Raw genomic sequence first — 10,885 nt, forward strand, 5'->3', positions numbered from 1 at the left:
CCGGCATCCGGCTCTTCTTGCCGGCATCCAGCTCTTCGAACCCCTGAACGCACGCACGGCACTCAGTCAGTTCATACCACGATGATCGCCCGGCCATTGATGCGAGCGGGCGATCATCGCGGGTCGGGGCCCGGGCCCGGGTGGGCCCGGGACCGGCCCTCAGTCGCGCGGCGTCTCGGGAAGGGGGCGGCTGAGCCGGCCGGGCCACCACGCGGCCGGGCCGATGTCGCGGACGAGGGCCGGCACCAGGAGGGAGCGGACGACGAGGGTGTCGAGCAGCACCCCGAACGCGACGATGAAGGCAATCTGGAGCATGAACGCCAGTGGGATGACCGCAAGCGCGGCGAAGGTCGCGGCCAGGACCACGCCCGCGGAGGTGATCACACCGCCGGTGGCGACCAGCCCGCGCAGCACTCCCTGGCGGGTGCCGTGCAGCAGGGACTCCTCGCGTACGCGGGACATCAGGAAGATGTTGTAGTCGACGCCCAGGGCGACCAGGAAGACGAATCCGTACAGGGGGACGGAGGAGTCGGTGCCGCTGAACCCCAGGAACTGCTGGAACACGACGGCCGAGACGCCGAGGGTCGCGACGAAGCTGAGGGCGACGGTGGCGACGAGGAGCAGGGGCATCACCAGGGAGCGCAGCAGCCCGATGAGAATGGCCAGAATGATCACGAGAACGACCGGGATGATGAGGGTGCGGTCGTGCTCGGCGGTGCGCTGGGTGTCGTACCGCTGTGCGGTGTAGCCGCCGACCAGGGCGTCCGCGCCCGATACCGCGTGGACGGCCTGGCGCAGCCGGACGACGGTCTGCTGGGCGGCGCCGCTGTCGGCGGGGGCTTCGAGGGTGGCGTTGAGGCGTACGCGTCCGTCGGCGACGACCGGGGCTCCGCCGGCCGGTCCCGCCGCGGTCACGGGGACAGCGGCGGCGACGCCCGCCGTGCTCTCGGCGGCCTGCTTGACCTCGGCGAGCCGGTCGGCGTCGGCGATCACGACGGCGGGGTTGCCGGATCCGCCGGGGAAGTGCTCGCTCAGGGCCCGCTGGGCGGCCACGGAGGGCGCGTCGTTCACGAAGATCTCGTCCAGGGGGACTCCCTTGGCCTCCAGGGTCGGCGCGAACGCGGCGCAGGCCAGGAGGGCGGCGAGGCTGAGGGCCCAGATCCGGCGCGGTGCCCGGTCGACCTTGTCGGCGATGGTCTGCCAGATGCCGTGACCGGTGCCCTTCTCCCCCGCGTGGCGGACCTTGGCGGGCCAGTAGGCGGTGCGGCCGAGGAGGAGCAGGACGGCCGGGAGGAAGGTGAGGGTGCTCAGCACGGCGCACAGGATGCCGATGGCTCCCACGGGGCCGAGGGCGCGGTTGTTGGTGAGGTCGCTGAACAGCAGGGCCAGGAGGCCGAGGGCGACGGTGGCGGCGCTCGCCGTGATGGGTCCGGCCGATCGCCGCAGGGCCGCGCGGACGGCTGTGAAGCGGTCGTCGCTGTTTTCGAGCTCCTCGCGGAAGCGCGCGGTCAGGAGCAGGGCGTAGTCGGTGGCCGCGCCGATCACCAGGATCGACAGGATGCCCTGGACCTGCCCGTCGACGCGGACGACGCCGCGGTCCGCGAGGGCGTAGACGATCGCGCACGCGAGTCCGAGGGAGAGCACGGCGCCGACGATGATCACCACGGGCAGCAGCACGCTGCGGTACACCAGGAGCAGGATCAGCAGGACGGCGATCAGGGCCACGGCGAGCAGCAGTCCGTCGATCCCGGCGAACGCGTCGGTGAGGTCGGCCTGGGTGGCGGCGGGGCCGGCCACCTGCGCGACGGTCCCCGGCACTTGGGCCGCGGCGTCGGTGATCTCCTGGAGGGCCGCGGGGAGTTCCTCGCCGAGGTCGGGCTTGAGCTGGACGACCCCCTGCAGGGCCTCGCCGTCGGTGGAGAGCGCGGCGGGAGTGGCGGGTCCGGCGACGATGTCCGTGCCGTTGAGGCCGGCCAGCGCGCGGGCGGCATGCTCCTGCTGCTGGACTCCGAGCGCGCCTCCCGGGTCCTTCGCGGTCCACACGACCACCGCGGGAAGGGTCTCGTCCTGCGGGAACGCTTTCTGGGCCTCGACGACGCGGGTGGACTCGGCGCTCCTGGGCAGGAAGGCGGCCTGGTCGTTGGTGGCCACCTCGCCGAGCTTGCCGGCGTACGGACCGAGCCCGCCGCCGATGAGCAGCCAGACGAGGACGAGAACGACGGGGGCCAGCCATCGGGTGAACCGTGATGAACCTCTGGACATGACGCTCCCGTGGATCTGTTCCGACCTGATTCACTGATTAAGAATCTCAATGATTGAAAGAGATTAGAACATATGGGGATCAGGGAGCGCGCACCACCGCCGGAGACCTGGCGGGCTGGGCGCGCGCCACGCTCTGTCTTCTCCGGGAAGTGCCGATCAGGATGCAGTCGGGCGCGGTTTCAGCGCCCGGGCGCGCGCAGGTCGCCGAGCTCCTCGTTGACGGCGTCCAGGAACCGAAGGGCGACCGCGAGCTCGTCGGTGGTGAAGCGCTGCCGGGCGCGGTCGGTCGCGGCGGCCAGGGGCATGAACGACGAGCGGGCCGCCGCCCTGCCGCCTTCCGCGTAGCGGATGTGGACGACGCGGCGGTCCTCGCTCTCCCGGGCGCGTGTGATGTGCCCGGCGCGCTCAAGCCGGTCCAGGCAGGCCGTGACGGCGCCGGAGGTGAGGCCGAGGTGCTCGCGCAGGCGTCCGGGGGTGAGGGGTTCGGCGCTGTCCAGGATGACGGACAGCGCCTGCACGTCCGTGGGGTGCAGGCCCTGGCCGTGCGCGAAGCCGTGGACGAGCCGGTTGACCTCCCCGTTCAGCCGCCGCAACTGGACGGCGAACGCCTGGAGGCTCACCCCGCCGTCCCGCTCCGGGACACCCCCGCTGGACTCTCGCACACCCGTTTCCGCCACCGGGCCAGCGTATAGAAGCATTCCCGCGTTCCCTCGCGCGGCGTTCGCCGACCTCCGACGCGCGGCGGGCCGGAGCCCCCTGTACGGGGACTCCGGCCCGCCGGGCGGGTGCAGCGGGGCGCCCTGGACGGCGGCGCTACTTGGGCATCAGGACGGTGTCGACGATGTACACGTTGGCGTTGGCGGTCGGCACGTTGCCGCACACCACCTTCGACGTGCCGTTGACCACGTAGGACTCGCCGGAGCCGCTGGTCGTCACCTTCGTCTTCTGCAGGGTGTCGAAGGAGCCGTTCTCCAACTGCTGCGGGGTGAGCTTCTGGCCGACGACGTGGTACGTGAGGATCTTGGTCAGGGTGGCCTTGTCGGCGAGGACCTTGTCCAGGTCGGCCTTCGGGATCTTCGCGAAGGCGTCGTTGGTGGGGGCGAAGACGGTGATGTACTCGGCGCTGTTGAGGGTGTCGACCAGGCCGGCCTTCTTCACCGCCGCGACGAGCGTGGAGAGCGCCGGGTTGTTCGAGGCCGCGGTCGCGACCGGGTCCTTCGCCATGCCGTCGAACGATCCGGCGCCGTCGGCCGGGACGCCGGCGCACGCGGGGCCGAACGGCTGGTCCATGGCGGTCGGGGCGTCCGGGGCGGCCGGCTGCGAGGCGGAGCTGTCCGTGCTCGTGTCGGCGGCGGACCCGGACGCGCTGTCGCTGCCCGCGTCGGAGCAGGCGGCGAGGGAGAACGGGAGGACGGCGGCCGCGGCGACGGCGAGCGCGGTACGGCGGATGCGCAGGGTGCTGGACGTGGAACGGGACATGAGGGGTTTCTCCTGGAGGTGTGCGGGGCGCCGGCGGCGCGCCGCCGCGACGCCGGACACGGTGGCGACGAGGCGGAGGACGGCCAGGATCCCGACCTGCTGGCGGGTCCTGCGGAAGCTGCTCACACCGGCTATTCGCTGTGCTCCGGCCAGCGGATTGGTGCGTCCCTCGATCGGGTGAGGCGGACCCGACGCCGTGTCGCCCCGCGGGCCGGTCACAGGGTCGGCCATGCGGCGGGAGGGTGCGCTCACACCCCCGCCGGGGTGGCGGAGTCGCCCTCAGCCGCGTTGGGCGCGGTGCAGGAGGCCGCCCAGCCCGTGGGCGCGCAGGGCGGACCGGGCCGCGTTCGCACCCGGAGCGCCGTGGACACCGCCGCCGGGGTGGGCGGCCGCCGAGGCGAGGTAGAGGCCCTTGACGGGGGTCTCGGGCCGGCCGGTGCCCGGAGTGGGGCGGAAGAGCAGCTGCTGGTGCAGGGCGGTGGTGCCGTTGTTGATGGCGCCGTTGCGGAGGTTCTCGTCCATGGCCTGGAGGGTGGACGGCGCCAGGATGCGCCGGGCCCCGATCAGGGCGCGGAAGCCGGGAGCGAACCGCTCGACCTGCGCTTCGACGCGGTCGGCCATGGCTTCCTGCTCGCGGGAGTCCCAGCGCCCGCTGATGCGGTCGGGGCCCGCGTCGGAGGCGATGCGCTGCGGCAGGTGGGTGTAGGCCCATGCCGATTCGGTACCGGCGGGTGAGCGGCTGGGGTCCGCGGTGGTCATCTGGCCGAAGAGGACGAACGGCTCGTCGGGGACCTGCCCCATGGCGAGTTGGGAGGCGAAGCGGGTCAACCCGTCGACGCCGTCGGCGAGATGGACCGTCCCCGCACCGGCGGCGGCGCGCGCCGTCCACGGCACCGGTCCGGTCAGCGCCCAGTCGACCTTGAACGTCGCGAAGTCCCACTGGAAGCGTTCCAGGTCCCGCAGCAGGCGGGCCGGCAGGTACTCCTCGCCGACGAGGTCCTGGTACAGCGCCGGCGCGGAGGTATCCGCGAGCACGGCCCTGCGGGCGCTGACGCCCTCCCCGCCGGCCGTCCTGACCCCGACGGCCCTGCCGCCCCGTACGACGACGGACGCGACCCGCTCCCCGCAGCGCAGGGTGCCGCCGCCGCGCCGGAGCCGGCGTACGAGTGCGGCGGTGAGGGCGCCGGCGCCCCCGACGGGGACCGGGAAACCGTACGTCTGTCCGAGCATCGACATGAGCCATCCGAATCCGCCGCTGCCCGCCGCCTCGGGCGCGAGGTCGGCGTGGAGGGCGTTTCCGGCCAGCAGCAGCCGGCCGCCCTCCCCCGCGAACTCCTCCTCGCCCAGCCGCCGCACGGGCAGGGCGAGGTTGCGGGCCAGTCGCAGGCCGCCGGTGGCGCGGAGCCGCGAGGCGACCCGGAGGCCGGCCCGGACCGGGGGGAACGGGGTGAACAGGGCCCGCACCACATCGGGCCCCAGCCGGCTCCAGACCTCGTACATGTCGCGCCAGGCGTCGCCGTCGGCCGGGCCGAAGGCCTCCAGCCCGGCGGACGTGTCCTCCACCCGGCGTTCGAGGACGGCGCACCGGCCGTCCAGGAGCGGGTGGGCCAGGACTTTCGGCGCATGGCTCCATCGCAGGCCCTCGGCGTCGAGGTCGAGGCGGGCGAGGACCGGGGAGGCGGCGGCGAGGGGGTAGAACGCGCTGAAGAGGTCCGAGACGTAGTCGGGGTGGACCCCGCGGTCGCTGCGGACCGCACCGCCGGGCTCCTCCTGCGCCTCCAGGACCTCCACGCTCCAGCCCGCGTCCATCAGCAGGTTCGCGGCCACCAGCCCGTTCGGGCCCGCGCCGATCACGACGGCGTCAGGCACGGCCGACCTCGACGGGCCGCTGCTCCACCATCCGGGCGAGGCGGGCGAGCATGCCGCGGTGCCGGAGTTGGAGGGCCGCTTCGGTCACGGAGTTGTGGAGCTTTCCACCCAGGCCGCGCAGGGGGTGCTCGTCGCAGACGACCAGGGTCTCCTCGCCCCAGGGCCGCAGCTGCAGCAGGATCCGCGCCGTCCCCAGCGACTTGAACGCCGCCTCCAGCTCCAGCTCCCGGCCCGGCTCCTGATGGCGTACCGTCGTCACCCCCTCGGCCGACCACGGACCCAACCGCACCGAATAGCGCAACCGCGCACCCACCTGCGGCCACACCGCATCCAGCGGCGTCGACTCCGACGGACCCACCACCCACTCCCCGTACCGGCGCGGATCGGCGAGAACCGCCCACACCTCACGCGGCGGACGGCGGACCAGCTGATTTCGGACGGCCATGAGGGGTTTCCTTCTGCCGGAAGGGCTGTACGAGCGTCTCTACCGCAGGGTCATGCCATCGTCCCACCGTTCGCGGGCCCGGTCGCGTCGGGCGCCGTACGCGGGGGCGGCCGGGCGCGTCCTCAGTGCGGAAGCGGCCGGGGCGGGGCGCCCGCGGTGGGCAGATCGACCGATGAGGCGGGCCCGCGGTGGGCAGACCGGCCGGTCAGCGCACCGCGCAGCGCGCGTCGGCCGGTGGAGCGTCCTCCGCGCGGAACGCGGGGGCGCCCCACCGGCCGGGGCTCGATCGTGCGGGCTCAACCGGGCCAGGTGCCCGTCATCCGACGCGTCGCGATGGCGCCGGAGCGGTCGACCGTCGCTTTGACCACGGCGAAGATCGCCCCTTGGATGGCCGCCGCGATCAGGATCTCCTGCCACGAGCGGTGCTCGTCCGTCGCATCGGGTGCGTCGCCGTCGCCTTCGAGGACCTTCCAGGCCTGCTTGAAGGCGGCCCCGGCGATCATGCCGCTGACGGCGCCCAGGGCGAGCCCGACCGGCCTGTACGCCACCTTCGACGCCTTCATCGGCGGCCTCGGGCGCGTCGGATCAGCAGGAGGACGACCAGCGCGGCGCCGACGGCGAGCAGCGGCTTGCTGTTGGCGCGCGCCGCCGTCGCGGCGCGGTTGGCCCGGTCGAGGACCGGGTCCGGAGTCTTCTCGGCTGCCAGGTGGCCGGCGCGGGACGTGGCCTGGACGATCTTCTCCGAGGCCTGCGCCGCCTTGTCGAGGACGGGGTCGGGCGTCTTGTCCTTGACCACCTGCACGGCCTGCTGGGCCGCTGCCCGGATCTGGTCGGTGACCAGGGCGGTCTTCTCCGCGGCCTGCTCCTTCACGGCGGCTGCCTTCTCCTTCGCCTGGGCCTTGACGTCGGCCTTGCCGGCCAGCGCCTCGACGGTCTGCCCCAGTTCGTCGCGGGTCTGCGCGACCTGCTCGCGCAGCTCCTCGGGGGTGGGGGTGCCGATATTGGTGCGCGGTTCGTTCGTCATCGGTGCGCCTTCTCCTTGATCTCGGCCACGTCGGCCTTCACGCTGTCGATGGTCAGTTCGGGGGTGGGGGCACCGGCCTCGGCGATCTCCTTCTTCCCGGCCATGGCCGCGACGGCGGCGACGACCGCCAGCACGCCCGCCACGATGAGGGCCGCGGCCCACACGGGCAGGACCAGCGCGAGGGCCGCGATGCACGCCGCGATGAGGGCCTGTGCCGCCAGGATGCCGATCAGGCCGGCGGCCCCGAAGAGCCCGCCGCCCTTGCCGAAGCGCTTGCCCTTCTGGGTCATCTCGGCCCGGGCCAGCTGCATCTCCTCGCGGACCAGCTCCGACATCTGCCGGGAGGCGCGCGAGACCAGTACGCTCACGGATTCATCGGTGCTGTGGGTCTGCCGCTCCAGCGTGCTCATGGCGTGTCACCCTGCCTTCATCCTCAGTCCGCGTCACTGTCAGTGGCGCGAGTACCCAGCATTCCGCGCGGCACCCGTCCCGCGCGGCATTGATCCTTTCGACTGGCGCCGCCGCTCACTGCTCCATGCGGTGGCGGTCCTCGTCGCTCCACGCGCGGGTGTCGCGCGGCTCGACGTACGGCTCCTCGTCCTTCGGCATCCCGCCCGCGATCGCGCGCTGACGGACCATCTCGGCGTCGAACTCCAGCCCGAGGAGGATCGCGAGGTTGGTGATCCACAGCCAGATCAGGAAGACGATGACACCCGCGACGGTGCCGTAGGTCTTGTTGTAGGAGGCGAAATTCGCCACGTAGAAGGCGAAGCCCGCCGAGGCGAGCATCCAGATGACCAGAGCGAGGAGGCTGCCGGGGGTCACCCACTTGAAGCCGCGGCCCTTGGCATTGGGGGCGGCCCAGTACAGCAGCGCGATCATGATGGTCACGAGGAGCACCAGGACCGGCCATTTCGCGATCGACCACACCGTCAGGGCGCTGTCGCCGATCCCGAGGGCGGTGCCCACCTGGCGGGCCAGGCCGCCGGTGAAGACGACGATGAGCGCGCTGGCGCACGCCAGGACCATCAGGGTCACCGTCAGCGCCAGCCGCAGGGGCAGCACCTTCCACACCGGGCGGCCTTCGGGGATGTCGTAGACCGCGTTCGAGGCGCGGATGAAGGCGGCGATGTAGCCGGAGGCGGACCACACGGCCACGACGAGGCCGACGATCGCCAGGAGGGATCCGACGCCGCTTTGGCCCTGCAGCTGCTGCACGGCGTCGCTGATCACGTCCCGGGCTGATCCGGGGGCCAGTTTCTGCAGGTTGTCCAGCACCTGCTGGGTCGCGGACGCGCCGGCGACGCCCAGCAGGGACAGGAGCACCAGTAGCGCCGGGAAGAGCGCGAGCACCCCGTAGTACGTCAGGGCCGCGGCGCGGTCGGCCAGCTCGTCGTTCTGGAACTCCTTGAACGTGCCGCGCAGCACGGCCCGCCAGGACCGCGCCGGCAGCTCCGTGGGCTGGTCCGGGGCCCGCTCCTCGACCTGCGCGTCCGGCCCCGCGTCGGCGCTGCGCTTGGTGTCGCCATGGTCGTGGTCGCTGCCATGGCCTCGGTTGGGTGGGAGTTTCATACCCTGCGGCTGTCCAGCCCGGCGCCAGTCATGTCAGTGCCGCGGCCCCGGGACGAACTTCTTCGCCCCGGGCTCCGGCGTCCCCGACCGTTAGCCCCGGGGCGCAAGGGCATACGCGGCCGAGGAGGTGATCGATCTTGCCCATATGGACAAGTGTTCCGGCAGCCGTCCGGTCGGCGGCCGCGGACCGGGCGGGCTACCTGCGGCGGGCCGTGCGGTCCGAGGGACGGGAGCGGGACGACCTGATCCTCGGCGCCAAGACCGTGGTGGCGGCGATGACGGCCTGGACTCTGGCCCGCTACCTGCTCCCGCCGGCCGTCTCGACGTTCGCGCCGTTCGCGGCTCTGCTGGCGCTGCAGTCGACGGTGTACCGGTCGGTACGCGAATGCGCCCAGTACGCGCTGGCGATGGCAGCGGGGGCCACCCTCGCCGCCACCCTGGCCGCCGTGGCCGGAATCCACGGGTGGACGTTCGGGATCCTCACCTTGAGCGCGCTCGTCGTGGGGAGGATCCAGCGGTTCGGGGAGCAGGGCACGCAGGTCGCCGTCGTCGGCTTCTTCGCGTTCTCCTCGGGTCAGGGGGAGATCGACTACGTCGGCCACCTGGTGGCTTCGGTGGGCATCGGCGCGCTGTGCGGGCTCGCCGCCCACCTCGTCCTGGCTCCCGCCCGGCACACGGTCCACCGGCAGCAGGCCGTCGCCGAGCTGTACACCACCATGGGCCGTCGCCTGGACGGGCTGGCCGGGACGCTCGAAGCGAGCGACCCCGACCGGGATCACACCAGTCATTGGCGCCGCGACGGCCGTCTGCTGGCCTCAGAGTGCGAGCGCCTGCGCCACGGCATCGAGACCGAGATCGAGAACGGCCGCCTGAACCCGCGCCGGAGCATCGACGGCGCGGAGCGGGCGCTGCCCCGCGCCCGTGAGGCGGTGGCCGTCGCCGAGCGGAGCACGGACCACCTCCGCTCCATGACCCGGACGCTGGACCACGCCCTGGCCGGCCGCGAACTCGACGGCCTGTCCCCGGCCTTCCGCACCGGTCTCGGTTCCGTCCTGCGGGCGGCGGCCCGCGCGATGCGGGAGATCGGCCGGCCCACTCGTACCGATCCGGGCCGCCTCGACGAACTGATCGACGCGGCCGCCGAGGAGCTCGACAAGGTCCAGCGGGCGGACCGGGCCGCCGCGGCGGCCTCCCCGGATGTGCACGCCGTGCAGGGCACGCTCCTCACGGACGCCGGGCGCCTCCTGGCGGACCTCCGCTCGGGGGGCCGCACGCTCGCCGGGACCTCCTGAACCGGCGCTTGCCCGACGGCCGCAGAAGTGCGGGGCGTCAGCGTTCGGCGTAGGGACGTCGCCTGTACGAGGCATCCCGTCCGGCGAACAGTGTCGCCACCACGCCACCGGGTACACGGGGTCAGGGCGGTCGGCTGTTCGCCCGAGGGACGACGCGAAGGAGATCCGGTGGACGGGATCGTACTGCTCAAGGAAGACCACAAGACGGTCGAGAAGCTGTTCAAGCAGTTCGAGAAGGCCGGCGACGACGATCACGCGACGAAGCGGGAGATCGCCGACCAGGTGATCGAGGAGCTCACCACGCACGCGTGGATCGAGGAGAAGATCTTCTACCCGGCCGCTCGCGAAGCCGCGCCCGACACGAAGGACCATGTCCTCGAAAGCGTCGAGGAGCACCACGTCGTGCTGTGGATGCTCTCCGAACTCAAGGGGCTCGACCCGGCCGACGAGCGGTTCGACGCCAAGATGAGCGTGCTGATGGAGAACGTCCGCCACCACGTCGAGGAGGAGGAGAAGGAGTGGTTCCCCGACGTCCGCAAGGCCATGGGCCGCAACCGCCTCACGGAACTCGGCGAGCGGATGGAGGCGGCGAAGAAGACCGCGCCGGCCGACCCCCTGGACGTCCCGAGCGCGGATAAGTAGGCGGCCCCCGCTCTCCGGCCGCTCCGCCCTTGACGCACCGTCACGCACGCATGCTCTCCACGGGGTCGGGCAGACGGCGCTTCGGAGGTTGACAACCATGGTTCCCCTGCTCCTCGTTCTCCTGCTGGTCCTGGTGTTCTTCGCCGCGGGCTTCGCGGTGAAGCTCCTGTGGTGGGCGGCCATCGCGGTGCTGGTCCTGTGGCTGATCGGATTCCGCGTCCGCCCGAAGGGCGGTAGCGGCCGCTGGTACCGCTGGTAGCGATCGACGAGAGCGCCTGTTCGAGCGCGGCACGGCAGACG

At 72.5% G+C, this 10,885-nt stretch carries 12 protein-coding genes; 3 read left to right on the forward strand and 9 right to left on the reverse strand.

Going from position 1 to position 10,885, the window contains the following annotated elements; genetic code table 11:
* Nucleotides 1–159: 159 nt before the first annotated feature.
* From ACFWUQ_RS24475 to ACFWUQ_RS24515, 9 genes are all read right to left on the reverse strand, one after another.
* On the reverse strand, nt 160–2,262 hold the full coding sequence (locus ACFWUQ_RS24475; protein ID WP_384541754.1) for an MMPL family transporter: 2,103 nt from the start codon (nt 2,260–2,262) through the stop codon (nt 160–162).
* A 179-nt stretch (nt 2,263–2,441) separates the two neighbouring features.
* The gene (locus tag ACFWUQ_RS24480) at nt 2,442–2,960 is read right to left on the reverse strand and encodes a MarR family winged helix-turn-helix transcriptional regulator (protein ID WP_384541757.1); all 519 of its coding nucleotides are present in this window, start codon (nt 2,958–2,960) and stop codon (nt 2,442–2,444) included.
* A gap of 115 nt (nt 2,961–3,075) precedes the next feature.
* Nucleotides 3,076–3,741, reverse strand: coding sequence for a fasciclin domain-containing protein (locus tag ACFWUQ_RS24485; protein ID WP_384541784.1), 666 nt, complete (start codon nt 3,739–3,741; stop codon nt 3,076–3,078).
* Nucleotides 3,742–4,020: 279 nt separating this feature from the next.
* Nucleotides 4,021–5,610, reverse strand: coding sequence for a phytoene desaturase family protein (locus ACFWUQ_RS24490; RefSeq protein WP_384541760.1), 1,590 nt, complete (start codon nt 5,608–5,610; stop codon nt 4,021–4,023).
* Nucleotides 5,603–6,055: an SRPBCC family protein gene (locus ACFWUQ_RS24495; RefSeq protein ID WP_384541763.1), complete on the reverse strand. Its 453-nt coding sequence runs from the start codon at nt 6,053–6,055 to the stop codon at nt 5,603–5,605. Before ACFWUQ_RS24495 ends, ACFWUQ_RS24490 begins: the two co-directional genes overlap by 8 nt.
* 296 nt (nt 6,056–6,351) lie before the next feature.
* A complete protein-coding gene (locus ACFWUQ_RS24500) occupies nt 6,352–6,618 on the reverse strand; it encodes a DUF4235 domain-containing protein (protein WP_384541766.1) in 267 nt (88 codons plus the stop codon).
* Nucleotides 6,615–7,079: a DUF3618 domain-containing protein gene (locus tag ACFWUQ_RS24505; protein ID WP_384541769.1), complete on the reverse strand. Its 465-nt coding sequence runs from the start codon at nt 7,077–7,079 to the stop codon at nt 6,615–6,617. The genes ACFWUQ_RS24500 and ACFWUQ_RS24505 overlap by 4 nt, the downstream gene beginning before the upstream one ends.
* Entirely contained in the window at nt 7,076–7,489 is a 414-nt protein-coding gene (locus ACFWUQ_RS24510) for a phage holin family protein (protein WP_384541772.1), read from the reverse strand. Before ACFWUQ_RS24510 ends, ACFWUQ_RS24505 begins: the two co-directional genes overlap by 4 nt.
* Nucleotides 7,490–7,604: 115 nt before the next feature.
* Entirely contained in the window at nt 7,605–8,651 is a 1,047-nt protein-coding gene (locus ACFWUQ_RS24515; RefSeq protein WP_384541774.1) for a YihY/virulence factor BrkB family protein, read from the reverse strand.
* A gap of 137 nt (nt 8,652–8,788) precedes the next feature.
* On the opposite strand from ACFWUQ_RS24515, the gene ACFWUQ_RS24520 reads away from it, so the two are divergent.
* The 3 genes from ACFWUQ_RS24520 to ACFWUQ_RS24530 all read left to right on the forward strand — a co-directional run bounded on the left by ACFWUQ_RS24520 (nt 8,789) and on the right by ACFWUQ_RS24530 (nt 10,844).
* Nucleotides 8,789–9,943, forward strand: coding sequence for an aromatic acid exporter family protein (locus tag ACFWUQ_RS24520; RefSeq protein ID WP_384541776.1), 1,155 nt, complete (start codon nt 8,789–8,791; stop codon nt 9,941–9,943).
* Between the two features lie 168 nt (nt 9,944–10,111).
* On the forward strand, nt 10,112–10,585 hold the full coding sequence (locus ACFWUQ_RS24525) for a hemerythrin domain-containing protein (RefSeq protein WP_384541779.1): 474 nt from the start codon (nt 10,112–10,114) through the stop codon (nt 10,583–10,585).
* A gap of 97 nt (nt 10,586–10,682) precedes the next feature.
* Nucleotides 10,683–10,844: a hydrophobic protein gene (locus ACFWUQ_RS24530; protein WP_384541782.1), complete on the forward strand. Its 162-nt coding sequence runs from the start codon at nt 10,683–10,685 to the stop codon at nt 10,842–10,844.
* Nucleotides 10,845–10,885 lie beyond the last annotated feature (41 nt).

It is taken from the genome of Streptomyces sp. NPDC058662 (assembly GCF_042716255.1).
GTDB lineage: Bacteria > Actinomycetota > Actinomycetes > Streptomycetales > Streptomycetaceae > Streptomyces.

What these genes read in the sequence shown, in the direction of transcription:
- ACFWUQ_RS24515 (WP_384541774.1), bottom strand. Translation starts at nt 8,651, where the DNA reads ATGAAACTCCCACCCAACCGAGGCCATGGCAGCGACCACGACCATGGC.
- ACFWUQ_RS24475 (WP_384541754.1), bottom strand. Translation starts at nt 2,262, where the DNA reads ATGTCCAGAGGTTCATCACGGTTCACCCGATGGCTGGCCCCCGTCGTT.
- ACFWUQ_RS24530 (WP_384541782.1), top strand. Translation starts at nt 10,683, where the DNA reads ATGGTTCCCCTGCTCCTCGTTCTCCTGCTGGTCCTGGTGTTCTTCGCC.
- ACFWUQ_RS24510 (WP_384541772.1), bottom strand. Translation starts at nt 7,489, where the DNA reads ATGAGCACGCTGGAGCGGCAGACCCACAGCACCGATGAATCCGTGAGC.
- ACFWUQ_RS24485 (WP_384541784.1), bottom strand. Translation starts at nt 3,741, where the DNA reads ATGTCCCGTTCCACGTCCAGCACCCTGCGCATCCGCCGTACCGCGCTC.
- ACFWUQ_RS24480 (WP_384541757.1), bottom strand. Translation starts at nt 2,960, where the DNA reads ATGCTTCTATACGCTGGCCCGGTGGCGGAAACGGGTGTGCGAGAGTCC.
- ACFWUQ_RS24495 (WP_384541763.1), bottom strand. Translation starts at nt 6,055, where the DNA reads ATGGCCGTCCGAAATCAGCTGGTCCGCCGTCCGCCGCGTGAGGTGTGG.
- ACFWUQ_RS24500 (WP_384541766.1), bottom strand. Translation starts at nt 6,618, where the DNA reads ATGAAGGCGTCGAAGGTGGCGTACAGGCCGGTCGGGCTCGCCCTGGGC.
- ACFWUQ_RS24505 (WP_384541769.1), bottom strand. Translation starts at nt 7,079, where the DNA reads ATGACGAACGAACCGCGCACCAATATCGGCACCCCCACCCCCGAGGAG.